This is a genomic window from Arthrobacter sp. CJ23 (genome assembly GCF_024741795.1).
Classification (GTDB): Bacteria; Actinomycetota; Actinomycetes; order Actinomycetales; family Micrococcaceae; genus Arthrobacter.
In genome coordinates this window covers 301753-325566 of the sequence record NZ_CP102950.1, presented here as the reverse complement: position 1 = coordinate 325566, position 23814 = coordinate 301753, and the positions used below count along the sequence as shown (strand labels likewise).

Genomic DNA, 23814 nt, shown 5'->3' with positions numbered 1-23814 from the left:
GAATAGTCATCAAGCAAGTAGAGGATTAGATCCATGCAGACCTTTTCAGGTGTAGGCGTCGCTCCCGGACGTGTCCTGGGGCCGGTGCGGCAGATGCCCAAGCCGGTGCAGGAACCGCACGCGAACGTGAACATTCCTGCCGACGTGACGGTTGAATCGCAGGGGCAGCGCATCAAGGATGCCGCCAAGGCCGTTCAAACCGAACTCCGGGCCCGAGCCGCTACCGCCAGCGGCGAAGGCAAAGAGGTCCTGGAAGCCACCGCGCTGATGGCCGCCGACCCCATGCTGGTGAAGTCGGCCATCAAGCTGCTCTCCCCCGAGGCCCCGGGCGGCGCCCGCACCGCTGAACGTGCCATCTGGGAAGCCGGCGGCACGGTGGCCGAGAAGCTCAAGGCCCTCGGCGGCTACATGGCCGAGCGCGTCGCCGACGTCCTGGACGTCCGCGCCCGCATCGTCTCGGAACTGCGCGGGCTGCCCGCGCCGGGCATCCCGGCGTCGGACGTCCCGTTCATCCTGGCCGCGGAAGACCTGGCCCCGGCCGACACCGCCACCCTGGACCCGGCCAAGGTCATCGCGCTCATCACCTCCAGCGGCGGCCCGCAGTCGCACACGGCCATCCTGGCCCGCGCGCTGGGCCTGCCCGCCGTCGTCGCCGCCTTGGGCGTGGACGATATCGCGGACGGCACCGAGGTCTACGTGGACGGCGCCGCCGGCGCCATCACCGTGGATCCCGGCGAGGAGCTCCGCCTGGCCGCCAAGGCCTGGGCCACCCAGGCTTCGACGCTGGCAGCCTTCAGCGGCAACAACGCCATGGCGGACGGCTTCCGTGTGCCGCTCCTGGCGAACGTCGGCACCGGCGCGGACGCGGTCAAGGCCGCCGGGGCCGGCGCCGAGGGCGTGGGCCTGCTGCGCACCGAGTTCTGCTTCCTGGACCGCGACGACGAACCCACCGTGGAGGAGCAGATCGCCGCCTACGGCGCCGTCTTCGCCGCGTTCCCGGGCAAGAAGGTAGTGGTCAGGACCCTCGACGCCGGCGCCGACAAGCCCCTGCCGTTCCTCACCAACGCCGACGAACCCAACCCCGCCCTCGGCGTGCGCGGCTACCGCACGGACCTCACCTCCCCGGGCGTCCTGGAGCGCCAGCTCGAGGCCATTGCCGCGGCGGAAGCCGCCAACAGCGCCGAAGTCTGGGTCATGGCACCCATGATCTCGACGGCGGACGAGGCAGCGCACTTCGCCTCCCTGTGTGCCGCCGCCGGCCTCAAGACCCCCGGCGTCATGGTGGAGGTCCCCTCGGCCGCACTGACGGCTGCCACGGTGCTGCGCCAGGTCAGCTTCGCGTCCCTGGGCACCAACGACCTCACCCAGTACGCCATGGCCGCCGACCGGCAGCTCGGTCCCCTGGCCACGCTCAACGACCCCTGGCAGCCCGCCGTGCTGCAGCTCGTGAAGCTCACCGCGGACGGCGCCGCCTTGGCCAGCGGCTCCACCGGCACCGCGAAGCCCGTGGGTGTGTGTGGTGAGGCAGCCGCGGACCCGGCCCTCGCCGTCGTCCTCGTGGGGCTGGGCGTGGCCACGCTGTCCATGAGCGCACGGGCGCTGGCCGCCGTCGCCGCCGTCCTGGCAACGGTCACCGTGGCGCAGGCCCAGCAGCTTGCCGCGACCGCGCTCGCCGCACCGTCCGCCGCCGCCGCACGCGCCGCCGTCCGGGCCGAACTCCCCATCTTGGACGAGCTCGGCCTCTAGACTTCAACCACCCGCAAGCAAGGAGCATCAATGTCTGAACGTACCGCCACCATCGCCAGCCGCGTCGGCCTGCACGCCCGCCCGGCCGCCATCTTCGCCGAAGCCGCCGGTGAACTGGACCTCGAGGTCACCATCGCCCGCGAAGGCGAACCCGCCGACGACGCCATGGACGCCGCCAGCATCCTGTCCCTCATGAGCCTCGGCGCCGCCCAGGGCGACGTGGTGGTGCTGCGCGCCGAGGGCGCCGGAGCCGACGAGGCCCTGGAGCGCCTTGTGCAGATCCTCGAAACGGACCACGACGCCGAGTAGTCCGGCTGCGCGGCGGCCGGGGCACCTCCCCGTGGCCCCGCCGTCCTGACCTTCTTTGAATGCCGGACTGCCCTCGACACGCCTGAATCGCGGCGTGTCGAGGGCAGTCTGCGTCCAAGACCGCGTCAGGACAAGACCGGTCAGGAGGGGTCGGCTCCCACGTCTCCATCCGGGATGTTCGGCTCGGGCGGTTCCGGGAAACCCGGTTCGGGGATCGGCGGATTCCCGTCCGGGTCCCAGGGCCCGGGAATTTCGTCCGGATGATGAGGCACAGGAAAGATCTCGGGGTCCCTCGGAATGGGGTTCTCCCCCGGATGCGGCTGCGTTCCCGGGTCGTGGGGGAGCAAATCGGGGCCTGGACCACCCGTCCGTGCGTCCGTGTCCACGGGCGCCGTTTCGTCTGCGGGCTGCCCGCTCGCGGACTCCGCGCCCGAAGGCCCGGCCTGCGGCCCGGGGCCGGCCTCCTGTTCGGGAGTCGGCGTCCCGTAGCCCCCCAAATTGTCTTCGGGGTGTGAGTGCGGCTTTTCCTGACTCATGTCTTCCTCCTCGCCTGTGGTGGATTGCGGTCACCCCCGTGTTGACCTTCTTTGAATTCCCCCAGCGCCGCGGCACGCCTGGCTCCGGGCGGGTCGCGGCGCTTCGCGCCCCAAACAAAGTTAGGACGGGCGACAAGGTCGGGACGGGCGGGCCGGTCACCCCAAGGCGCGCCGCCCAAGAAGCAGGCCCGACGGCGGCGCTTCAGGCCTTCTTGACCCGCGCCCGGGGCTTGCTGGAGGCTTTGTCCGCGGCAGCCTCGTCGTCGGGCGCTTCCGGGGCCTTCGACGCAGCACCCTTGGACCCGGCCGCCTTGCCGGCCCCAGCCCCCGCACCCGCCCCCTTTCCCGACGCGGCATCCTTCCCGCGCTTCTTCTCAAGGCTGCGCTTGAGGGCCTCCATGAGATCGATGACTTCGCCGCCTTCGCCCTCGCCCGCCGGTGCCCCGAACGTGGCCTCGGTGTCCAGGGAGTCGCCCTTCTCGATCTTGGCGTCGATGAGCTGGCGCAGCTGCACTTGGTAGTCGTCCGTGTACTGCTCCGGGTCGAAGTCGTGGGCCATGGAATCCACCAGGGCCGAGGACATCTCGAGTTCCTTGTCGGTGATGGGGATGTCCGTTTCCAGGGAGGGGAAGTCGGCCTCCCGGACCTCGTCCCCCCACAGCAGCGCCTGCAGCAGGAGCACGTCGCCGCGCACCCGCAGGGCGCCGAGCCGGGTCTTCTGGCGCAGGGCGTACTGCACGATGGCCACCCTGTCCGTGTCCTCGAGCGTGCGGCGCAGCAGCATGTAGGCCTTGGGCGATTTGGAGTCCGGCTCCAGGAAGTAGCTGCGCTCGTACATGATGGGGTCCAGCTGCTCGGCGGGGATGAACTCCACCACCTCGATCTCGCGGCTGTTTTCCTCCGGCAGCGACTTCAGCTCGGCCGCGGTGAGGACCACCGTGCGGCCTTCCTCTTCGTAGGCCTTGTCGATATCCTCGAAAGCCACAACATCACTGCAGATTTCGCACTTCCGCTGGTAACGGATGCGGCCGCCGTCCTTGTTGTGGACCTGGTGAAGGCCCACGTCGTGGTCCTCCGTGGCGCTGTAGAGCTTGACGGGCACGTTGACCAGCCCGAACGCGATGGAACCCTTCCAAATGGCCCTCATGCACCAAGTGAACATCACATCAAGGCGGAGGTGAAGAGGTGGCGGGCAAGCAGCAGGAACGCGTGGACGTTGAAGGCCATGAACTCACGATCACCAATCTGGACAAGATCATCTATCCGGAGACCGGCACCACCAAGGGCGAGGTGCTCGACTACTACGCCACCGTGGCCCCTTTCCTCATCCCCGCCGCCGCCAACCGGCCGGCCACCCGCAAGCGCTGGGTCCACGGCGTCGGGACCACGCAGGAGCCGGGGACGATGTTCTTCCAGAAGAACCTGGACGATTCCACGCCGTCCTGGGTTCCCCGCGTGACCATCCAGCACCGGGACCACAAGAATGTGTACCCGCTGGTCAACAACCTCGCCACGCTGACCTGGCTGGCGCAGATCGCGGCCTTGGAAATCCACGTGCCGCAATGGCAGGTGGACGCCGCCGGGGCCATGCTGCCGCCGGACCGCCTGGTGCTGGACCTTGACCCCGGCCCGGGCACCGGGCTGGCCGAGTGCGTGGAGGTCGCCAAGCTGGCGCGCGCCATCCTGAAGGACATCGGCCTGGACCCCGTGCCCGTGACGAGCGGCAGCAAGGGCATCCACCTGTACGCCGGGCTGGACGGCACCCGGAAGTGGGAGCAGGTCTCGGCGTTCGCGCACGAGCTGGCGCGGTCCCTCGAGGCCGACCACCCGGACCTTGTGGTCAGCGACATGAAGAAGGCGCTGCGCGGCGGCAAGGTCCTGGTGGACTGGAGCCAGAACAGCGGAAACAAGACCACCATCGTGCCGTACTCGCTGCGCGGCCGCGCGCACCCCATGGTGGCCGCGCCCCGCACCTGGCGTGAACTCGCCTCCCCCACCCTGGAGCACCTCGATTTCACCGCCGTCCTCAAGCGCGTCAAGGCCGGCAAGGACCCCTTCGCGGCCGTCTCGGCGGACCGCGGCGGACATCCCCCGGCGCACCTTCCGGGCGATGAGGGCAAGGACGGGGACGACGACGGCGGCTCCCCCGGCGGCGGGCCGCGCACCGGCGTCGGGCCGCGCACTGGCGTCGGGGGTTCCGGCGTCGGGGGTTCCGGCGTCGACCCGCGGCTGGCGAGCTACGTGGACAAGCGCGACCCCGGCCGCACGCCCGAGCCGTTCCCCGCCGTCGGGCACGGACGAAGGCCCCAGCCGGACGCGGAACCGAACCCGCCGGGCGGGATCTTCGTCATCCAGGAACATCACGCGCGCCGCTTCCACCTGGATTTCCGGCTGGAACACGACGGCGTGCTGGCCTCCTGGGCCCTGCCGCGCGGAGTCCCGGAGACCTCGGAGCGCAACAACCTGGCCGTGCGCACCGAGGACCATCCCCTGGACTACGCGAAGTTCACCGGCATCATCCCCAAGGGCGAATACGGGGCGGGCACGGTCAGCATCTGGGACAGCGGCGAGTTCGAATGCGAAAAATGGCGCGACGGCAAGGAAGTCATCGCCACGCTCACCGGTCAACCCGGCGGCGGGCTGCACGGCACCAAACGCTTCGCCCTCATCAACACGGGCGAACAGTGGCTCATCCACCTCATGAAGGACCGGCCCACACACCACACAGTGATCATGCCCGCGGCCACCCCCGCCGCCGGCCCCCTGCCCGTGCCGGCCTTCACACCGATGCTGGCCACGGCAGGCACCGCGGCCGACGTCGCCACCGGGAACTGGTTCTTCGAGCTGAAATGGGACGGCTTCCGGGCCCTGGTGCAGCGCTCCGGGGACACCGTGCGGCTGAGCAGCCGGCGGGGCAATGACATGTCGGCCACGTATCCCGAGCTCACGGATCCGGCGTGCTGGCCGGACCGCGACTTCGTGGCCGACGGCGAGATCGTGGCCCTGGACCGGAGCGGACAGCCCAGTTTCGAGCGGCTGCAGCAGCGGATGAACTTGAGCAAGCCCGCCGACGTGGAGCACGCCCGCGCCTCCGTCCCCGTGCGGCTGATGCTGTTCGACCTCCTGCACGACGCCGGCACGGACCTGAGCTCGATGCCGCTCGGCGAGCGCCGTGCCCGGCTGGGCCGTTTCGCCGAGGAGCTGCGCAGCGGATGCCCCATCCATCTGTCCGAGGTCCTGGAGCACGACTTGGACGACATCCTGGCCAGCGCGGCGGAACTGGGGCTCGAGGGCGTCATGGCCAAGCGCGCGGACAGCCGCTACCTCGCGGGCAAGCGCAGCCGTTCGTGGATGAAGCTCAAGCTCGAACAGAGCCAGGAAGTGGTGGTGGGCGGCTGGCGGCCGGGTGCCGGGGCGCGGCAGGGGACCATCGGGGCGCTGCTGGTGGGGATCCCTGACGGCGGGAAGCTGCGGTACGCGGGCCGCGTGGGCACCGGCTTCAAGGACTGGCAGCTGCGCGACATCCTGCAGAAACTCGAGGCCCGGGGCGCGGGAGAATCCCCGTTCCTGGACATCCCGGACGAGGACGCGGCCACGGCCCGCTGGGTGGAGCCCGAGCTCGTGGCGGAAGTGACGTTCGGCGACTGGACGGGCAGCGGCCGGATGCGGCATCCCGTGTGGCGCGGCTGGCGGCCGGACAAGACGCCTTCAGACGTGAGCCAGCCCAACTGACTGACAGTTGTGGTTGTTCTGAGCTCTCAAAACAACCACTACTGCGAGTCAGTTGGGCTGGCTACGCGGTTGGAACGGTGCTTAGGAGGAGTGGGGCATCTGCGGGCGGCTGGTCCGGTGGACCGCCGCCAGCGCGGCTGCCTGGTCTCTGCGTCCGTGGCTCATGCCGCGCTCGCGTGGGTGCCTCTGCTTGCCGTTCCCGTCAGGCCATTGCTGGCCCTTGTTCGTGCCCAGTGTTGCAACTACTGTTGCCGGGGCCGGCATGGGCGCCATGTCCATGGACTCGGCAAGGTGGCTGGCGAGCTCGGGGGTGATGGCTGTTTCAAGGTGCTTCGCAACCATGATTCTTCCTTTCTGCGGTGAAACGAAGGGAATTTCAATCTTAGGTGGGCGAGGACCGCTTGTCTGCAGGATTTACCAGCGGACCTTCTTCTGGGCCTTCGCCTGCTTTCCGCTCGAGTGAGTGGGCTTCTGGCCGCCCCCGGCGCCTTGCCATCCGGGGGCTGAACCCCCGCCGGACTTGCGGGCAAGCATCGCCTTCTGGGCGTCCGTCAGCTTGGACTTGATGCCGCTAGCCGGGGTTTCCGGGGTTTCCGCGGCGGTGTTGTCTTCGGGTTGGCTCGTTGTCATGCAGTGGACTCCTTGGTGTGTGGTGCCTGGGCGAGGAACGGAACCATGGCGTCGGCTGGCCGGACCCAGAACGGCTGGCAACAGCAGGAACGGCATGGAGGCGGGGCTCAACAGGCGTGGATTTTTGTCTTCCGAAACACGACGGGACGGCGACGCCGGACCAACTGCAGCGGCGTGCCGGAACCGGCCGGTCTACTCAAAAATCAGTGTTCCCATGGATCTACCCTAAACACGTGCCGCGCGAATGTGAACCCCGGAGTGCGGGGACACGGCCCGGGCCGTTCCTTTTCACGCCCGCCGGGCTCCGATAGCATGGCTTTTCCACGCCATTTCGCGCCATGTCATTTCACTCCAAGGAGGTGAGACCCATTACCGCTACCGCAGTCCGGGTGCTCCCTCTTGAGACCCCGCGGCGAGCCTGACCCAGGCGGCCCGGAGAGCACCCCTCGGAACCCCGAAAGGCTCTCCCATGCCATCTTCAACATCAGCTTTTTCCCCCGCATCGATCATCACCAGGCTCCGTGCCGCCGGCTGCGTTTTCGCCGAGGAAGAGGCTCGGCTCCTCATCGAAGCGGCCCGCATCCCGGACGAACTGGACCACATGGTGGACCGCCGGATCGCCGGCCTGCCCCTTGAACACATCCTCGGCTGGGTGGAGTTCAGCGGCCTCCGCATCGCCGTTGACCCAGGCGTCTTCGTGCCCCGGCGCCGCACTGAATTCCTGGTGCAGCAGGCCGCCGAGCTCACGTGGCCGGGCGCCGTCGTCGTCGATCTTTGCTGCGGTTCCGGCGCCGTGGGCGCCGCCCTGTCCGCGGCCGTGCCGGGCATCGAACTGTACGCGGCGGACATCGATCCCGCGGCGGTGGCGTGCGCAGCCCGCAACATCGGGCCCGACGGCGGACAGGCCCTTGCGGGCGATCTCTACCGGGCGCTTCCGGAACGGTTGCGCGGACGCGTTGACGTGCTGGTGGCCAACGCTCCCTATGTGCCCACCGAGTCGATCGGCATGATGCCTCCGGAGGCGCGGCTGCACGAACCGCTCGTTGCGCTCGACGGCGGACTGGACGGCATGGACGTGCAGCGGCGGGTCGCTAACGAGGCCTCCGAATGGCTGGCGCCGGGCGGCCACCTGCTCATCGAGACGAGCGCTCGGCAGGCCCCGGAGACGGCCGGAATTCTCGCCCAAAACGGCCTCTGGGTCCGGACCGCATTTTCCGAGGAAATGGACGCGACAATTGTGACTGGCTCCACACGGCAAATTCGGCGAAATTAGCCCGCAAACTCCAGCATTTTGGAGCCGGAACCAATCAATTTGGTTACGATGCCTCGAGAGACGCCAAAATCCCCGTGATTCCGGGGCTGGAGAGTCCAATTAGATTGTCTGACATCTACCCTGAATTCCCCCGATGGGCCTCCAAATGCGGGGGCTCGACTCTCGTTTTGGCGCCAAAGCGCGTAAAATTGAAAACCTGCCCAGAGCGGGGCAGCAGAACGTCGCAAGCAAATGACCTCCCCAAGGAGCAGCCCAAATGCCCATAGACCCAAGCAACACCGTCTCCCCGGCAGGCGCAAGGAACGCCACCGGAACCCGGATGCCGGCACCCACCGGTGCCAAGAAAACCAAACTACTCGCACGCCGCCGTTTGACGGTCTCCGACGTGAACGTCGTGAACCAGCCGATGCTGAAGAAAGCCCTCGGCGGCACCATCGTCGGAAACACCATGGAATGGTACGACGTGGGCGTGTTCGGCTACCTCATCACCACGATGGGTCCCATCTTCCTGCCCGAGGCCGACAAGTCCGTGCAGACCCTGTTCCTCCTCGGAACATTCGCCGCCACCTTCGTGGCCCGGCCGCTCGGCGGCGTGGTGTTCGGCTGGCTCGGCGACAAGGTGGGCCGCCAGAAGGTGCTCGCCGCAACACTCATGCTCATGGCGGCAAGCACCTTCGCCGTCGGGCTCCTGCCCGGCTACGCGCAGATCGGCGTCTGGGCCGCTGCCCTGCTGGTCCTCCTGAAGCTCGTCCAGGGCTTCTCCACAGGCGGCGAATACGCCGGTGCCACCACCTTCGTGAGCGAATACGCCCCGGACAAGCGCCGCGGTTTCTTCGCCAGCTTCCTGGACATGGGTTCGTACATCGGCTTCGCCCTCGGTGCCGCCCTGGTCTCGGCCCTGCAGCTGACGCTCGGCCAGGCCGCCATGGAGGAGTGGGGCTGGCGCCTGCCGTTCCTGCTCGCCGGACCGCTGGGCCTCATCGCCGTCTACTTCCGGAGCAGGATCGAGGAGTCGCCGCAATTCCAGGCAACCCTGGACGCCCAGGAGGCCATTGCCAAGAGCGCCGCCGCGCAGGACGCCAACGTGGCCAAGGGCCCCATCGGCATCATCAAGGCCTACTGGCGCCAGATCCTGCTCGCCATGGTCCTGGCCGCCGCCGCGAACACGGTGGGCTACGCCCTGACCTCGTACATGCCCACGTATCTGACCGATTCCAAGGGCTACGACCCCGTCCATGGAACCCTGCTGACCATCCCGGTCCTGCTGGTCATGGCCGTGTGCATCCCGCTGACCGGCAAGCTGTCCGACCGGATCGGCCGCCGCCCCGTGCTGTGGATCGGCGCGGTGAGCACCGTAGTGCTGTCCATCCCGGCGTTCCTGCTGATCGGCATCGGAGAAGTGTGGTCCACAATGGCCGGCCTCTCGCTCATCGCCTTCCCGGTGACCTTCTACGTGGCCAACCTGGCCTCCGCGCTGCCGGCCCTGTTCCCTACGTCGAGCCGCTACAGCGGCATGGGCATCGCCTACAACTTCTCGATGGCGATCTTCGGCGGCACCACACCGTTCATCGTGCAGGGCCTGATCGACGGCACCGGCAACGACATGATGCCCGCGTACTACCTCATGGCGACGTCCGCCGTGGGCGCGGTGGCCATCTACTTCCTGCGCGAATCGGCCCAGCGGCCCCTGCCCGGCTCCATGCCGAGCGTGGACACCGCCGCCGAGGCCCGCGAACTGGTAGCCACGCAGGACAGCAATCCGTTCATCGACCTGGATGAACTGCCGTTCGACGAGCAGCCGTTCGACGACGTGCCGATTGACAACCGTCCGACGCGCGAACTGGCCTCGGCCGGGGCCGGTTCGGCCGCGGGCGTGGGGAATCCGCGTCAGTCCGGCCTGCGCGCGGATTTCCGCTCCTGCATCCGCTGCGCCGCCTTCTGGATCTTCTCGCCGTAGCCACCGCTCAAGGCGCTCTCCTTGATCTTGGCGGCCGCGGCAAGCTGCCCGCCGTCGGCGGCATCCCGTAGGGCCGTCAAGTCCGCTTTCAAGGCGGCGGGCAGCCTGTCAGCCAGTTTCGGCCGCAGGTCCAGGATGAACCCCGCCACCTTCGCGGCGCGCTGTCCGTAGTCGGGGTTGCTGCTGTCGCCGTTCACGAAGAACCGCAGTGCCAGCCCCGCGCCCGGCCGCCCGAAGAACCGCCCGTCCCGGTCCGGCCCGGAGAATCCCGTGGAGTCCAGCGGTACTGTGAGGGCCGCCGTCGGGCCTGCCGGTACCGCCGCGTTTGCCGCAACGGATCCCCCGCCGAGCAGGAGTCCCGCCGCCAGGACGCCGACGACGGCGGTCCGCGCGGCCGTACGCTTGCCGCCTCCCGCGGGGGTGCTGATGCCTGCTGTGCTGTCCATGGTCCCTGTCCTTTCGATGCCGGCGGCGCTTCCGCCGGGTTCCTTCTCCCACTGTGGTGCGGCACCGTGAACTGGCTGTTCGGCGAATGTTCGGGGAATGTAAAGCCTCCCTGGACGCTGCCGGAAACCACTCCGGCCTGCCTGTCCGTGATGTTGAATGGACGCATGGAGGACGGACGCGGGTTGGTGCTGATTGCCGAGGACGAACAGGCAATCGCCGATATCGAGCGCCTGTACCTGAGCCGGGCCGGCTTCGGCGTGCACGTGGAACGGGACGGGGTTTCCGCGCTGGCCCAGATCCGGCGGCTCAAGCCGGTGGCCGTGATTCTCGACGTCGGGCTGCCGGGCATGGACGGGATCGAGCTGTGCAGGCAGCTGCGGCACGCCGAGGACTGGACTCCGGTGTTGTTCGTGACCGCCCGCGATGAGGAAGTGGACCGGGTGCTCGGCCTCGAGCTTGGGGCCGACGACTACCTCACCAAGCCGTTCTCGCCGGCCGAACTCGTGGCCCGCGTCAAGGCCGTGCTGCGCCGGACCTCGGGGCCTCCGGTACCCAAGCCGCTGGTGCTCGGCTGGCTTGAACTGGACCCGCTGAACCGCACCGCCCGTGCCGGTGCTTCCGCGCTGAACCTCACCGCCACCGAGTTCGATCTCCTCGCCTACCTCATGGCCCAGCCCGGGCGCGTGTTCTCCCGGGAGCAGCTGCTCTCCGCCGTATGGGGGCAGGCCAGCTACGCCGCAGGCAGGACCGTGGACGTGCACATCGCGCAGCTGCGGGCCAAGCTTGGTGCCCACTCCCCCATCGCCACGAGCCGCGGAGTGGGGTACTCGGTGGTGCCGCCCGGTGGCGGACACGGTGGCGGGCCGTGAAGCGCTGGTTCGGCTCGCTCGCCGGGCGGATCACGGCGGTGATTGCCGCCGTCGCCACCGTCGCCGTGGTGCTGGCGGGGCTGCTGGCAGCGCAGCTGGTGAACTCCTCCGCCGTCGATGAGGCACGGAAATACCTGGCCGCCGAGGCCGATGCCCTCAGCGGCCAGCCGCTGCTCGGCAACGTGCAGGACATCCGCTCGGACCTGCTGGTGCACGGCGCACGGCTCGCGCTGGTCCGGGCCGACGGCCGCGTCACGGGTGCCGGCGCCAGACTGGTGGATGACAAGAGCGTGGCGGACGTGCTGGCCGGGCGGCCTGTCTCGAAGACCGTGGACGGCCCGCAAAACCTCGTGGTCCTGGAGGCCCGCCCCATGGCCGGCGGCGGCGGGGTGGTCCTGGTGCAGCCCGTGGCCGAGATCCGCGAAGCCGCCGCGCCGCTGCTGCGCCGGATGCTGATCGCCCTGGCCGTGTGCCTGCTGTTCTCGATCGTGGCCGGCGGGCTCGTGGCGCAATGGCTGAGCCGGCCTTTGGTGCGCACGGCGCAGTCGGCGCACCGTCTTGCCGCCGGCGAACGCTCCGTGGCCGTGTCCCCCGGCGGCCCCGCCGAAGTGGTGGAGGTGTCGCAGGCGCTGGCAGCGCTTGACGCGGCACTGCGGACCAGCGAAGGCCGGCAGCGCGAATTCCTGCTCTCCGTGTCCCACGAGATCCGCACCCCCCTGACCGCGGTGCGCGGCTACGCAGAGGCGCTGGCCGATGGCGTGGTCAGCGGTCCCGAGGTGGCCGGCGTCGGGCAGACGCTGGTGGCCGAAACCAACCGCCTGGACCGGTTCGTCCGGGATCTCCTGGAGCTCGCACGGCTCGAGGCGGACGACTTCCGTGTGGAACTCCAGCCGATCGACGCGGCCCCGCTGCTGCGAGAGAGCTGGCAGGCCTGGCAGGCGGTCTGTGCACAGAACGGAATCGTGGGCAGCCTGAAGCTCCCGGCCGGCCCTTTGCCGCTCCGCAGCGACGGCCAGCGCCTGCGCCAGGTGGTGGACGGCCTGCTGGAAAACGCCCTGCGCGTGACGCCGGAGGGCTCGCCGGTGGTGCTCGCCGCGTACCTGACGGGCAGCGCCGGCGGGCTGACAGTGCAGGTGCGCGACGGCGGTCCCGGACTCACCGGGGCGGATGCCGCCGTCGCGTTTGAACGCGGTGCGCTCTTTGCCAGATACCGCGGCGAGCGCCCCGTGGGCAGCGGGCTGGGGCTTTCCATCGCGGCGCGGCTGGTGGAGCGGCTGGGCGGACGCATCAGCGTGCACACGGCGCCCGAGGGCGGTGCCGCCTTCGTGGTGGAGCTGCCTGGTATTTGAGTTTGGCGCCAGCACTGCGGGCATCCCGTTCCGCAGTACTGGCGCCGGACGTAGACTCGGCGGATGGACGAGAATCCGCTGGACTCCCTGCACCTGGGCTCCCTGCACCACGTCGAGATCTGGGTTCCGCACTTTGAGCGTGCCGATGCCGAATGGGGCTGGCTGCTCGCGGAGCTCGGGTACCGACCATTCCAGAAATGGGAGCATGGCTGCAGCTGGAAGGCCGGGGTCACCTACATTGTGGTGGAACAGTCGCGGGCCCTGACGGGGAGCACCCACCGGCGCACCGAGGCGGGCGTCAACCATCTCGCCTTCCATGCCGGCAGCCGGGAGAACGTGGACCGGATCCAGGGGCTCGGCGCGGACTTCGGCTGGTTCGTGATGTTCGAGGGCAAGTACCCGCACGCCGGCGGCCAGGACCACTACGCGGCGTACCTGGTGAACACGGACGGCTACGAGGTGGAGCTGGTGGCCGGGGACTGAGCGGCTACCAGAGGCCTGGGCTCCGGTTCGTCTTCGACGACAAAGCGGGTGACGGCCTCCAGGGTCAAGTCGGCAGCCAGGATGCGGGTGTGGCCCAGTGCTGTCGCAGCCAGCAACTGGGAACGCCCCGGGTGCGCGGCGGCCAGGCGCTGTGACTGGCCCGGGGACACCACCGCGTCCGCCTCATCGTGGACCAGGAGCAACGGGAGCCCGGCCGGCAAAGGATGGCCCACGCCGGAGAAGCGCTCGAAGATATCCGGACCGTCAGGGAACACACGGCGCTGAAAGACCTGCCGCAGCGCAGTGGTGGTGCCGGGACGGAGTGCAAGCTGGGCGGCGAAGCTGTCAACGAGGTAGCCGGCATCGGCGACGCCGGCAATGCCCACCATGCGGTGCGCCTTGACGCCCTCATTGACGGCCGAGAGTGCGGCCAGGACTCCGAAGGAGTGGGCCACGATCGCATGGAAGCCTTCCTCGGGCTGCAGCTGCCGGATGGCCTCTATGTAGTCGAGGATGTAGGTGCCGCGTCCCTCGGAGTCGCCGTTGGCAGGGGCATCGAAGGCCACCACCGCGAGGCCCTCGGCCCGCAGTTCCCGCACCAGTGCTGCGAATTGGGAGGCACGGCCCTGCCAGCCATGCACCAGCAACACCGTCTTGTTGCCGCGGCCCCACTCATACACGGCAACGCGTTTCCCATCCACGGTGATGTCACGGCGCCTGGCGGAATCGTGCGTGAAGAGGTCCTCTTCACGCACCCGGACGCGGCGACCGACGCGCATGAAGAGCGGGAAGGCGAGTTCAGCGGCGAGCCTCGGGGACAGGCGCCCTGCGGCCGCCAGTACGCCACGGGTGGCCTTGAGAGTCGTGGACATTGCGGGCTCCTTGCGAGCGGTGCTTCAATCGGCGTCGGACGAATGCGGGAATCAAACAATACGTACGATCGTTCTTATTTATATACGAACGATCGTACTACTAAACTGGGAGCATGCAACAGATGGATGGAAGAAAAGCCAGGGGCGACGAATCCCGCCGCACGGTGCTGGCCCGCGCCATCGATATCGCTTCCATGGACGGCCTCGAGGGCCTGACCATCGGCCGCCTGGCCAGCGACGTTTCGGCGAGCAAGAGCGGCGTTGCTGCCCTGTTCGGCTCGAAGGAGCAGCTGCAGCTGGCCACCATCGAGGCCGCCAGCGCCGTTTTTACTGAAGCCGTGATCGAACCCGCCCGGGCCTACCCGCGCGGCCTCCGCAGGGTCTGCGCCCTGGTACGCCTCTGGCTCGGCTACTCCGCGGAGCGCGTGTTCGAGGGAGGGTGCTTCTTCCTGGCAGCATCGGTGGAATACGACTCGAAGCCCGGGCCGGTGCGTGACGGCCTCCTCCGCACTCTCGCAGTGTGGGACGGCTACCTCGCCGCATCCATTGGCTACGCCATGGAGCAGGGCGAACTCCCGGGGCTCACGGATGCCGAGCAATTGGCCTTCGAGATCAACGCCATATTCAACGAATCAAATACCCGCTCCCTGCTGCACGACTCCCGCGTCCCCTACGATCGGGCGCGCACGGCCATTGCGGCCCGGCTTCTGGGCCTCGGAGCCGGGCCCGCAGCCTTGGCGGAGGCCGGGCTGGGCTGAGGACTGGGCCGCACCTCGGATTGCCGGATCGTGAGCAGCAATCAGACGGGCCGGGTGGTCTGCGCCTCCCGGATCATGGCCCCGTCACCGGATTGCACAGAAACGTATTCCGCTGTTCGATAAGCCGCTGCAGGTACCTGCCCAGGAACAGTCTTTCCGCCAGGCGCCCCAAGGGACCGAAAGGCGCGGCGAAGGCGACGCGGTCGATCATGAGGGTGCCGCCGCCGTCGGGCAGGAATTCGTGGGTGTGCCGGAAGTAGCGGAACGGCCCGCTGAGCTGCTCGTCCGTGAACGACGCCGGCGCGTCCATCTGCGTGATCCGGCTGGTCATGCGGAACGGCACGCCGAAATGCCAGGCCTGCCAGGTCACCTGCTCGCCTTCTTCCAGGAGGCCGGTCACCACCCCGGCGATGGCCCGCTCCTTGGACCGTGCCATCGACCCCACATGCGCGTCGACGCTCCGGGACAGGTCGAACAGTTGTTGGGGTTCCAGCGGCGAATGTGTGCGGCAGACGAAGGACACGGGCATCCCTCGATCCTGCCAGACAGCCGCCGCCTCGGGGCCCGCCCCAGGACGGCGTTGAACAATAGGCGAATTTCCTGTTCATTTCGTTGGCGTTAAGTTACAAAGGTGTGGTTTCCGGCCCGTGGCGGCCTCTGATCCTTGAGCTGGCGCTGTCCGGCGGCTGCTTGTCCTCCTGTCGGACAGCACCATGACCTCGCGGCATATTCACCGGAAGGAAGAGGAACTCCCGTCCGGGAACTTTCATTGGGCGCGGGGAAGATTCCTGGCAAGGGATTCCTTGCCAGCTTGCGTGCAGTGCTGAACCGTCTTTGTCGTCAATCAAAATATGTTTCGTGAAGCGAAACACGTTCGCAATACGCGTGGGATGTACTCATTCCACTCGTTTGAAAGGTGAGGGGAATGTCAGACCTGTTTGAAGACTATGGAACAAGCCTCGGACGCAGTGGCGCGTATGACGAGATGTTTGGGGCGAACATGTTGGCCCGTCGTTCCTATTCGGACGTCGCCGGAGCACTCGGGAGCCTCACCCTGGCGGATGTCACCGCCCGTGCTGATTCGATGGCGCGGACGTTCCTGGACCGTGGCGTGACCTTCGACTATGCGGGGGAGGAGCGGCCGTTCCCGCTGGACATCGTGCCGCGGGTGATCCCGGCCGATGAGTGGGATGTCCTGGAGCGCGGCGTGGCCCAGCGGGTGCAGGCGCTCGAGGCGTTCCTGAACGATGTGTACGGGCGCATGTCGGTGGTCTCGGACGGGGTGATTCCCCGGCAGCTGGTGACCACCAGCGCCCACTTCCACCGTGCCGTGCACGGCTTCGAGCCGGCCGGCGGGGTCCGGGTGCATGTGTCCGGCATCGACGTGGTCCGTGACGCGGCCGGCACGTTCCGGGTCCTGGAGGACAACGTCCGGGTCCCTTCCGGGGTCAGCTACGTGCTGGAGAACCGCCAGGCGATGGCCAAGGGCCTGCCGGAGGCCTTCGGCCAGCAGCACATCCGGCCCGTGGAGGAGTACCCGCGCCGGCTGCTGTCCGCGCTGCGCAAGACCGCGCCGTCCGGGGTCGATGACCCCACGGTGGTGGTCCTGACCCCGGGGGTGTTCAACAGCGCGTATTTCGAGCACACCCTGCTGGCCGGGCTCATGGGCGTGGAGCTGGTGGAGGGGAGGGACCTGATCTGCCGCGGGAACCGCGTCTACATGCGCACCACGGCGGGGGAGCAGCGCGTGGATGTGATCTACAAGCGCATCGACGACGATTTCCTGGATCCGCTGCAGTTCCGTTCCGATTCGATGCTGGGCTGCCCGGGGCTGGTCAACGCCGCCCGGGCCGGCGGGGTCACCATCGCCAACGCGGTGGGCAACGGGGTGGCCGATGACAAGCTCGTCTATTCCTATGTGCCGGACCTGATCCGGTACTACCTGCACGAGGAGCCGGTGATCGCCAACGTGGACACGTACCGGCTCGAGGAAAAGGACGCCCGGGAGCACGTGCTGGACCGCCTGGACGAGCTCGTGGTCAAGCCCGTGGACGGCTCCGGCGGCAAGGGCCTGGTGATCGGCCCGGACGCGTCCAGGGAGGAGCTCGAGGCCCTGCGCAAGCGGGTGCTCGCCGATCCGCGCGGCTGGATCGCGCAGCCGGTGCTGCAGCTGTCCACGGTGCCCACGCTGTCCGGGGACCGTTTCGGCCCGCGGCACGTGGACCTGCGGCCGTTCGCGGTCAACGACGGCGAGGACGTCTGGGTGCTGCCCGGCGGACTGACCCGGGTGGCCCTGAAGGAGGGCTCGCTGATCGTGAACTCCTCCCAGGGCGGCGGCTCCAAGGACACCTGGGTCCTGGGCGGGACACCGCAGATCCCGGTCCATGTCCCACCCCGGGAGTCCGTCACCCCCCGGGAGCCGATCTCTGTCTGGCCTGTTGAAAGCAGCTGGCAGGATGGGGCCGAACAGTGACCCCCGCCCCGCCCCCGCCATCCTCCGCCCCGTCCCACCGAAGGTAGAAGACCATGCTTAGCCGGATCGCTGAATCACTTTTCTGGATCGGACGCTACGTCGAACGCGCGGACGGCACCGCCCGGATCCTGGACGTCCACCTCGAACGCCTCAACAACCTGCCGGAGCTCCAGCAGGAGCGGATTTCCCGTGACCTTCTCGCCCTGATGGGTGCCCCCGCGGGCGATGCTCCGGTCAGCCGGGACATGCTGTTGAAGACACTCGCCTACGACAGACGCAGCCCGGCCTCCATTGCCGGTTCCCTTTCGGCAGCCCGCGAAAATGCCCGGCGCGCGCGGGAGACTGTGTCATCGTCCCTGTGGGAGGGCCTGAACACCACGTACTACGGCATCAACAAGCACCGCAGGGACATGGTGGGCACCTATGGTTTCTGCCACTGGGTCCTTGAGCGTTCGGCGATGGTCACCGGCCTCGCCGACTCCACGGTCAGCCACGACGAAAGCTGGCTCTTCCTGGTCCTGGGCCGTTCCCTGGAACGCGCGGACATGACAGCGCGCATGCTGTCCACCCGCGACCTACTCAGCGGCGGCATCTCATGGGTGCACATGCTCCGCTGCGCGGGCGCCTACGAATCTTTCCTGCGCAACAGGGGCGGGTCTTCGGGGGACCAGAACGCCGCCGAATTCCTGCTGCTGGACCGTTTGTTCCCGCGCTCGATCGTCTATGCCCTGCGCGACGCCGAGGAATGCCTGGCCAAGCTGGACCCGTCCTCCCAACGGGTCGGCTTCATCGACGACGCACGGCGCATCGTGGGCCAGGCCCGGACCTTCCTGGAATTCCACCGCACCGACAACCTGCTCGATGAACTCCCGGAACACATGGACCGGGTCCAGAAAGCAGTGGCCCAGGCCTCGGAAGCCATCTCCTGTAAGTACTTCAACCAGGCCAAGCAACTCGAATGGATAGGGGAGGTCTCATGACCCGGCTGAGCATCGTGCACACCACCAGTTACAGCTACAAGGCCGCCGTGGCACGGTCCTACAACGAAGCCCGGCTCACGCCGCTGAGCGACGACGGGCAGATGGTGCTGGAGAGCTCCGTGAAGGTGTCGCCGTCGTCGGCCGCCGTCGGAAACTATAGCGACTACTGGGGCTCCCGGGTGACCACCTTCGACCTGCAGAACCGGCACGAGAACATGAAGGTCACAGCCACCACCACCGTTGAAGTGGACCGGGCCCGGCTCGCGCCGGAGGCCGCCGCCGTTGACTGGGACGTGATGCGCTCGGGCACGGTCACCGACGCCCACAGTGAATGGCTCGCTGCCACACGGCTGACGGACATCGGCGGCGAGGTGCGTGCCGCCGTCGTGCAGGCCACCGAGGGGCTGGCCCCCGCAGAGGCCGCCCCGGCCGTCATGGCGTGGATGCGCGGGGAAATGGACTATGTGAAGGGCGTCACGGGCGTCACCACCAACGCCGAGCAGGCCTGGCGTCAGCGCAAGGGCGTCTGCCAGGACCTCGCGCACCTTGGCATCGGCGCCCTGCGCAGCATCGGCATCCCGGCCCGCTACGTTTCCGGCTACATCCACCCGCGGCCCCAGACCCCGCTCGGTGAGACCGTGGCCGGCCAGTCCCACGCCTGGCTGGAGTGGTGGGACGGGCAATGGCGCAGCTGGGACCCCACCAACCACAAGCCGGCCAGCGATCTCCACGTCACCGTGGCCATCGGCCGGGACTACCGCGACGTCTCGCCCTTGCGCGGCATCCTCTCCGGCGGCGGAGGTGCGGCGCCCACCGTCACGGTTGCCATCACCCGGCTGGCGTAGCGACCCGGAAACCATCTGCACACGCTGTCCGTCCAGGGACGGCGGCTCGCGCAGTGGTTGACTATGTGCAACAGTGGGCTGGGTTTGACGTAGGCGCTGATGGGCCACCGACTGTGAGGGGATCAATTCTTGGCGACTATGGCCGATGTTGCACGGATCGCTGGCGTGTCCAGGAGCACCGTGTCCTATGCCCTCAGCGGGGCCCGGCCCATCTCCCCGGCGACGCGAGAGCGCATCCTGCGCGCCATGGCAGACCTGGGCTACACCCCGAATCTCCTGGCGCAAGGCCTGGCCGGAAAGCGGACCGGCATCGTCTCGTTGATATTCCCGGTGGGCGAACAGGGCATGAACACTACGGAGTTTGAGTATGTGCAGGGCGCAGCAGAGCAGGCGCGTGCCGATGGGTACCATCTTCTGCTGTGGCCGATCGATGCCGAGGACGTCGATGAGGTCCAGCGGGTGGTAGCCCAGGGCCTTGTGGACGGCGTCATCCTGATGGAAATCAGGTCAGTCGACAAGCGGATTCCCGCCTTGGTGCAGACGGGTGTTCCGTTCACGATGATCGGACGGCCAAAGAATGCCGAGGGTCTTACATTTGTGGACGCAGACTTCGAGGCCATGGGAGAGCTTGCCGTGGCGCATCTGGCAGCCTTGGGCCACACGGAAATCGGCCTCGTGACGCATTCACAGGAGTCTCTGGAGGCCGGGTACGGCCCCATGGTCCGGTCCTGGGATGCTGTTGCGGCGTCGGCGTCCCGGCATCGCATCGGCGTGCGTTTGTTTCCGGCAGTCAGCACGCTCGCTGGCGGGCGCGAGGTTTTCGAGCAGATCCTGGCGACGGCTCCGCAAACAACGGGGCTCGTCGCGATCAATGAGGCCGCCACGATCGGTCTACTGGGGGCGGCGAGCAATCACGGCTGGCTTGTCCCGCGGGACCTTTCCGTCGTGGCCATCAACACGAGCGAAGGCGCGGCAGAGCGCACCATGCCTGCCCTGACGACGGTCTCCGCCGATCCTCGGGCAATGGGACGCCAGGCAGCGCATTTCCTGTCCAGGCGGCTCAGGGGTGAGGATGCCGCGGTCCTGCAGGCGCTGGCCGAACCCGTGCTGGCAGTGCGCAGCAGTACCGCGGCGGCTCGTACAAACCAGCCGTAGATCCCCTCACCGGCCACGGCGGGCGGCGGCCGCTGCGCAGGCCTTCCCGGACACACTCCACCCATGGAATGTGATATTTGACACAGTCACCTGCCGGGCTCTACTGTCACAGGTATCGAACCGCGTCGACAAGGCGCGTCGACGATGCAGCGATGAACTTCCTCCTGGTACAACCGCGGTGGACGGTCTCCGATCCGCTTTTGCCAGAGGCTAAGGAAGCAAGACGTGTTTGGAATCATTCGTTTCCCATCAGGGGCATTGCCCCAGCAGACTGCGACCGTGACCGGCAGGGCCGCGCCGGCAGGCGACAGGACGCCCTCCCGGAATCCGGGATCGACGCCAACCTTCCAGCATCGACATGCTGCGACTGCCCGCCTTCGCAAATCCCGGGGCAGCATCGGCCCGGGGCCGGTCATGGGCAGCGAGCCCCCGGCAACTTCGTCCGGCGGCTGAGACCTCCCGGCAACGAACAACACCCGGCTGCGGCTAGAACTCCGCCCGGCCTGGCCGGGCACCATCCCGGCACACCCCCTTACCGGCATCCGGCGGTCCTGCGGCAGACACACGTGCCGCCCCCTGCCCAACGGCTGCTCCCACGTCCCATCAATGAACACGACAACCTCCCGGAGGTACACAGCATGGAAACCATGACCGCACCGGCCATGCGCCGACAGCACAGGATCGCGCCGGCAGGCTGGGAAGAACCGCTATCCAGCGGCGTTGCCGGGACAAGCTCACCGCTGAACAGCGTGGACGCAGGAGACATCAAGTGAAGGCGATTCGAAGGTTTACAGTCCGTACCGTCCTCCCCGAGTCGATCCGGCCCCTGGCACGGCTCGCAAAGAACCTGCGCTGGTCCTGGCATCTGCCGACACGCGAATTGTTTGCCGCGTTGGACCCCGTGGCATGGGAACAGAGCAGGCATGACCCGATGGCCTTCCTTGGTCTGGTCAGCCGGGAGAAGCTGCAGGAACTGGCCGCCGACGGCGCAGTGGTGGAACGCATCCAGTCTGCCGCGGCCGAGCTGGACCGGTACCTCAGCGAGCCGCGCTGGTACCAGGGCCTGGGCGAGGACGCCCCGGCCTGCATCGCGTACTTCTCGCCCGAGTTCGGCATCACCGAGGTCCTGCCCCAGTACTCCGGCGGCCTCGGCATCCTGGCCGGCGACCACCTCAAGGCGGCCTCTGACCTGGGCGTGCCGCTGATCGGCGTCGGGCTGCTGTACCAGGCCGGCTACTTCAAGCAGTCGCTCTCCCGCGACGCCTGGCAGCAGGAGACGTACCCGGTCCTGGACCCGGACGGCCTGCCCCTGACGCTGCTGCGCGGGGAAGACGGGACCCCGGTCCTGATCACGCTCCCGCTGCCCAACGGCCGGACCCTGCGCGCGCACATCTGGCGTGCCGACGTCGGGCGTGTGCCGCTGCTGCTGCTCGACTCCAACGTGCCGGCCAACGACGACGCCGCCCGCGGCATCACCGACCGCCTCTACGGCGGCGGCGGGGACCACCGCCTGCAGCAGGAACTGCTGCTGGGCATGGGCGGGGTCAAGGCGCTGCGCGTCTACCAGCAGCTCACCGGCACCCCCGCCCCCGAGGTCTTCCACACCAACGAAGGCCACGCGGGCTTCCTGGGCATCGAACGCATCCAGGAAGCCATGTCCGATCCCAGCGAACCGCTCACCTGGGACGAGGCCCTGGCCGCCGGCCGCGCCTCCACGGTGTTCACCACCCACACCCCGGTCCCGGCCGGCATCGACCGCTTCGAGACCGTGCAGATCAGGCACTTCTTCGACGCCGGCCTGGCACCGGCCGTGCCCGCCGAGAAGATCCTGGACCTGGGACGCGAGAACTACGACGGCGGCAACCCCGCCGTGTTCAACATGGCCGTCATGGGGCTCCGCCTCGCCCAGCGCGCCAACGGCGTGGCCAAACTCCACGGCGTGGTCTCCCGGGAAATGTTCGCCGGCCTGTGGCCCGGATTCGACCACTCCGAAATCCCCATCACCTCCGTGACCAACGGCGTGCACGTGCCCACCTGGGTGGACCCGAAGATGAGCGAGCTGGCGGCAAAGTACTTTGGTACCAGCGATGTGGACGCCACCGGTTGGGACAAGATCTACGACGTGGATGATACGGAGCTCTGGGGCCTGCGCCGGCAGCTCCGGGCTGCCCTGGTGGAGGACGTGCGCCGCCGCCTGCGGGCCGCGTGGAAGAAACGCGGCGCCGCCGACGCCGAACTGGGCTGGACCGACACCGTCCTGGACCCGGACGTGCTCACCATCGGCTTCGCCCGCCGCGTGCCCACCTACAAGCGCCTCACCCTGATGCTGCGGGACCCCAAACGCCTCAAGGCCCTGCTCCTGGACCCCAAGCACCCCATCCAGCTCGTCATCGCCGGCAAGTCCCACCCGGCCGACGACGCCGGCAAGAAAATGATCCAGGACCTGGTCCGCTTCACCGACGACCCCGCCGTCCGGCACCGGATCGTGTTCCTGCCCAACTACGACATCGCCATGGCACGGACCCTCTTCCCCGGCTGCGACGTGTGGCTGAACAACCCCCTCCGGCCGCTGGAGGCCTGCGGGACCTCCGGCATGAAGGCCGCCATCAACGGCTCCCTCAACCTCTCCGTGCTGGACGGCTGGTGGGACGAAATGTACGACGGCGAAAACGGCTGGGCGATCCCGACCGCCAACAACGGCGCCTCCCCCGAGGAACGGGACAACATCGAGGCCGCCGCCCTCTACGAACTCCTCGAAACCCAGGTCGCCCCGCGCTTCTACGGCCTCACGGTCTCCGACGGCGCCGGCGCGGCCGGCCCCTCGCAGGCACCGGCAGCGGGCGTGCCGACGCACTGGGTCTCCATGATCAAGCACACCCTCGCGCACCTGGGCCCGGCCGTCTCCGCCGAACGCATGCTGCAGGACTACGTGAACACCCTGTACCGCCCGGCCGCCGTTGCGGGCAGGCAGGCGGGAACGGCCTCCTTCAAGGAAGCCAAGGGACTCGCCGCCTGGACCTCCAAGGTCCGCGCCGCCTGGCCGCAGATCGTGGTGGAACACGTCGACTCCGTGGGCGTCTCCGAGGAACCCCAGATCGGCGACACCCTGCACGTCAACGCCTACGTGGCCCTGCACGGCCTCACCCCGGACGACGTCTCCGTGGAGGTCGCCTACGGCCGCGCCGAGGAATCCGACGAACTCGACGACGTCACCGTCGCCGAGCTCGGCGCCCTGGAAAACCTCGGCAACGGCCGCCACCTCTTCAGCGGCTCCGTGGTCATCAACCGCTCCGGCTCCTTCGGCTACACCGTCCGGGTCTTCCCCAAGCACCCGGCCCTGGCATCCAAGGCCGAACTCGGCCTGATCGTCAACGCCTAAAGACGCTGTCACCCCCGCAGG

General features: G+C 68.3%; 21 protein-coding genes. 15 read left to right on the top strand and 6 right to left on the bottom strand.

Annotation, left to right across the window (positions count from 1 at the left end; genetic code table 11):
- Nucleotides 1-33 precede the first annotated feature (33 nt).
- Nucleotides 34-1746, top strand: a complete 1713-nt coding sequence (gene ptsP / locus NVV90_RS01355; RefSeq protein WP_258439407.1) for a phosphoenolpyruvate--protein phosphotransferase — start codon at nt 34-36, stop codon at nt 1744-1746.
- 30 nt (nt 1747-1776) lie between these two features.
- Complete coding sequence (locus NVV90_RS01350) at nt 1777-2055, top strand: HPr family phosphocarrier protein (RefSeq protein WP_258439406.1); 279 nt, start codon at nt 1777-1779, stop codon at nt 2053-2055.
- A gap of 738 nt (nt 2056-2793) precedes the next feature.
- Here NVV90_RS01350 and NVV90_RS01345 read toward each other — a convergent pair.
- On the bottom strand, nt 2794-3738 hold the full coding sequence (locus tag NVV90_RS01345; RefSeq protein WP_258439405.1) for a Ku protein: 945 nt from the start codon (nt 3736-3738) through the stop codon (nt 2794-2796).
- A 38-nt stretch (nt 3739-3776) separates the two neighbouring features.
- On the opposite strand from NVV90_RS01345, the gene NVV90_RS01340 reads away from it, so the two are divergent.
- Complete coding sequence (locus NVV90_RS01340; RefSeq protein WP_258439404.1) at nt 3777-6323, top strand: ATP-dependent DNA ligase; 2547 nt, start codon at nt 3777-3779, stop codon at nt 6321-6323.
- Between the two features lie 81 nt (nt 6324-6404).
- Here NVV90_RS01340 and NVV90_RS01335 read toward each other — a convergent pair whose 3' ends face one another.
- Together NVV90_RS01335 and NVV90_RS01330 are read right to left on the bottom strand one after the other, a co-directional pair.
- Complete coding sequence (locus tag NVV90_RS01335) at nt 6405-6665, bottom strand: hypothetical protein (protein ID WP_258439403.1); 261 nt, start codon at nt 6663-6665, stop codon at nt 6405-6407.
- Nucleotides 6666-6737: 72 nt separating this feature from the next.
- A complete protein-coding gene (locus NVV90_RS01330) occupies nt 6738-6953 on the bottom strand; it encodes a hypothetical protein (RefSeq protein WP_258439402.1) in 216 nt (71 codons plus the stop codon).
- Between the two features lie 469 nt (nt 6954-7422).
- Here NVV90_RS01330 and NVV90_RS01325 point away from each other — a divergent pair, with 469 nt between their 5' ends.
- Nucleotides 7423-8226: a putative protein N(5)-glutamine methyltransferase gene (locus tag NVV90_RS01325; RefSeq protein ID WP_258439401.1), complete on the top strand. Its 804-nt coding sequence runs from the start codon at nt 7423-7425 to the stop codon at nt 8224-8226.
- A gap of 256 nt (nt 8227-8482) precedes the next feature.
- Nucleotides 8483-10183 (top strand): MFS transporter, encoded by a 1701-nt coding sequence (locus tag NVV90_RS01320; RefSeq protein ID WP_258439400.1) that lies wholly within the window; start codon nt 8483-8485, stop codon nt 10181-10183.
- On the opposite strand, the gene NVV90_RS01315 is transcribed toward NVV90_RS01320, so the two are convergent.
- On the bottom strand, nt 10114-10629 hold the full coding sequence (locus NVV90_RS01315) for a hypothetical protein (protein ID WP_258439399.1): 516 nt from the start codon (nt 10627-10629) through the stop codon (nt 10114-10116). The two genes, NVV90_RS01320 and NVV90_RS01315, sit on opposite strands and share 70 nt — an antisense overlap.
- Before the next feature lie 165 nt (nt 10630-10794).
- On the opposite strand from NVV90_RS01315, the gene NVV90_RS01310 reads away from it, so the two are divergent.
- The 3 genes from NVV90_RS01310 (at nt 10795) to NVV90_RS01300 (ending at nt 13331) form a co-directional block, all read left to right on the top strand.
- Complete coding sequence (locus tag NVV90_RS01310) at nt 10795-11499, top strand: response regulator transcription factor (RefSeq protein WP_258439398.1); 705 nt, start codon at nt 10795-10797, stop codon at nt 11497-11499.
- Complete coding sequence (locus tag NVV90_RS01305) at nt 11496-12848, top strand: sensor histidine kinase KdpD (protein WP_258439397.1); 1353 nt, start codon at nt 11496-11498, stop codon at nt 12846-12848. The genes NVV90_RS01310 and NVV90_RS01305 overlap by 4 nt, the downstream gene beginning before the upstream one ends.
- 63 nt (nt 12849-12911) lie before the next feature.
- Entirely contained in the window at nt 12912-13331 is a 420-nt protein-coding gene (locus NVV90_RS01300) for a VOC family protein (protein WP_258439396.1), read from the top strand.
- Here the strand turns inward: NVV90_RS01300 and NVV90_RS01295 are convergent.
- Nucleotides 13301-14203, bottom strand: a complete 903-nt coding sequence (locus NVV90_RS01295) for an alpha/beta fold hydrolase (RefSeq protein ID WP_258439395.1) — start codon at nt 14201-14203, stop codon at nt 13301-13303. The two genes, NVV90_RS01300 and NVV90_RS01295, sit on opposite strands and share 31 nt — an antisense overlap.
- Nucleotides 14204-14316: 113 nt before the next feature.
- Between NVV90_RS01295 and NVV90_RS01290 the strand changes: the two genes are divergently transcribed.
- A complete protein-coding gene (locus tag NVV90_RS01290; RefSeq protein ID WP_258439394.1) occupies nt 14317-14961 on the top strand; it encodes a TetR/AcrR family transcriptional regulator in 645 nt (214 codons plus the stop codon).
- Nucleotides 14962-15034: 73 nt separating this feature from the next.
- On the opposite strand, the gene NVV90_RS01285 is transcribed toward NVV90_RS01290, so the two are convergent.
- Nucleotides 15035-15490 (bottom strand): SRPBCC family protein, encoded by a 456-nt coding sequence (locus tag NVV90_RS01285; RefSeq protein ID WP_258439393.1) that lies wholly within the window; start codon nt 15488-15490, stop codon nt 15035-15037.
- Nucleotides 15491-15886: 396 nt separating this feature from the next.
- Between NVV90_RS01285 and NVV90_RS01280 the strand changes: the two genes are divergently transcribed.
- From NVV90_RS01280 to glgP, 6 genes are all read left to right on the top strand, one after another.
- Entirely contained in the window at nt 15887-17434 is a 1548-nt protein-coding gene (locus NVV90_RS01280) for a circularly permuted type 2 ATP-grasp protein (RefSeq protein WP_258439392.1), read from the top strand.
- 53 nt (nt 17435-17487) lie between these two features.
- Nucleotides 17488-18414 (top strand): alpha-E domain-containing protein, encoded by a 927-nt coding sequence (locus NVV90_RS01275; RefSeq protein WP_258439391.1) that lies wholly within the window; start codon nt 17488-17490, stop codon nt 18412-18414.
- Entirely contained in the window at nt 18411-19259 is an 849-nt protein-coding gene (locus tag NVV90_RS01270; protein WP_258439390.1) for a transglutaminase family protein, read from the top strand. Before NVV90_RS01275 ends, NVV90_RS01270 begins: the two co-directional genes overlap by 4 nt.
- A 165-nt stretch (nt 19260-19424) precedes the next feature.
- Nucleotides 19425-20414 carry a LacI family DNA-binding transcriptional regulator gene (locus NVV90_RS01265; RefSeq protein WP_258439389.1) on the top strand — a complete coding sequence of 330 codons (990 nt, stop codon included), beginning with the start codon at nt 19425-19427 and terminating at the stop codon, nt 20412-20414.
- 638 nt (nt 20415-21052) lie between these two features.
- Nucleotides 21053-21187 carry a hypothetical protein gene (locus tag NVV90_RS01260; RefSeq protein ID WP_258439388.1) on the top strand — a complete coding sequence of 45 codons (135 nt, stop codon included), beginning with the start codon at nt 21053-21055 and terminating at the stop codon, nt 21185-21187.
- Nucleotides 21184-23793: an alpha-glucan family phosphorylase gene (glgP, locus tag NVV90_RS01255; protein ID WP_258439387.1), complete on the top strand. Its 2610-nt coding sequence runs from the start codon at nt 21184-21186 to the stop codon at nt 23791-23793. Before NVV90_RS01260 ends, glgP begins: the two co-directional genes overlap by 4 nt.
- Nucleotides 23794-23814: the final 21 nt, after the last annotated feature.

What these genes read in the sequence shown, in the direction of transcription:
- ptsP (WP_258439407.1), top strand. Translation starts at nt 34, where the DNA reads ATGCAGACCTTTTCAGGTGTAGGCGTCGCTCCCGGACGTGTCCTGGGG.
- NVV90_RS01350 (WP_258439406.1), top strand. Translation starts at nt 1,777, where the DNA reads ATGTCTGAACGTACCGCCACCATCGCCAGCCGCGTCGGCCTGCACGCC.
- NVV90_RS01345 (WP_258439405.1), bottom strand. Translation starts at nt 3,738, where the DNA reads ATGAGGGCCATTTGGAAGGGTTCCATCGCGTTCGGGCTGGTCAACGTG.
- NVV90_RS01335 (WP_258439403.1), bottom strand. Translation starts at nt 6,665, where the DNA reads ATGGTTGCGAAGCACCTTGAAACAGCCATCACCCCCGAGCTCGCCAGC.
- NVV90_RS01330 (WP_258439402.1), bottom strand. Translation starts at nt 6,953, where the DNA reads ATGACAACGAGCCAACCCGAAGACAACACCGCCGCGGAAACCCCGGAA.
- NVV90_RS01325 (WP_258439401.1), top strand. Translation starts at nt 7,423, where the DNA reads ATGCCATCTTCAACATCAGCTTTTTCCCCCGCATCGATCATCACCAGG.
- NVV90_RS01320 (WP_258439400.1), top strand. Translation starts at nt 8,483, where the DNA reads ATGCCCATAGACCCAAGCAACACCGTCTCCCCGGCAGGCGCAAGGAAC.
- NVV90_RS01315 (WP_258439399.1), bottom strand. Translation starts at nt 10,629, where the DNA reads ATGGACAGCACAGCAGGCATCAGCACCCCCGCGGGAGGCGGCAAGCGT.
- NVV90_RS01310 (WP_258439398.1), top strand. Translation starts at nt 10,795, where the DNA reads ATGGAGGACGGACGCGGGTTGGTGCTGATTGCCGAGGACGAACAGGCA.
- NVV90_RS01300 (WP_258439396.1), top strand. Translation starts at nt 12,912, where the DNA reads ATGGACGAGAATCCGCTGGACTCCCTGCACCTGGGCTCCCTGCACCAC.
- NVV90_RS01295 (WP_258439395.1), bottom strand. Translation starts at nt 14,203, where the DNA reads ATGTCCACGACTCTCAAGGCCACCCGTGGCGTACTGGCGGCCGCAGGG.
- NVV90_RS01290 (WP_258439394.1), top strand. Translation starts at nt 14,317, where the DNA reads ATGCAACAGATGGATGGAAGAAAAGCCAGGGGCGACGAATCCCGCCGC.
- NVV90_RS01285 (WP_258439393.1), bottom strand. Translation starts at nt 15,490, where the DNA reads ATGCCCGTGTCCTTCGTCTGCCGCACACATTCGCCGCTGGAACCCCAA.
- NVV90_RS01280 (WP_258439392.1), top strand. Translation starts at nt 15,887, where the DNA reads ATGTCAGACCTGTTTGAAGACTATGGAACAAGCCTCGGACGCAGTGGC.
- NVV90_RS01275 (WP_258439391.1), top strand. Translation starts at nt 17,488, where the DNA reads ATGCTTAGCCGGATCGCTGAATCACTTTTCTGGATCGGACGCTACGTC.
- NVV90_RS01270 (WP_258439390.1), top strand. Translation starts at nt 18,411, where the DNA reads ATGACCCGGCTGAGCATCGTGCACACCACCAGTTACAGCTACAAGGCC.
- NVV90_RS01260 (WP_258439388.1), top strand. Translation starts at nt 21,053, where the DNA reads ATGGAAACCATGACCGCACCGGCCATGCGCCGACAGCACAGGATCGCG.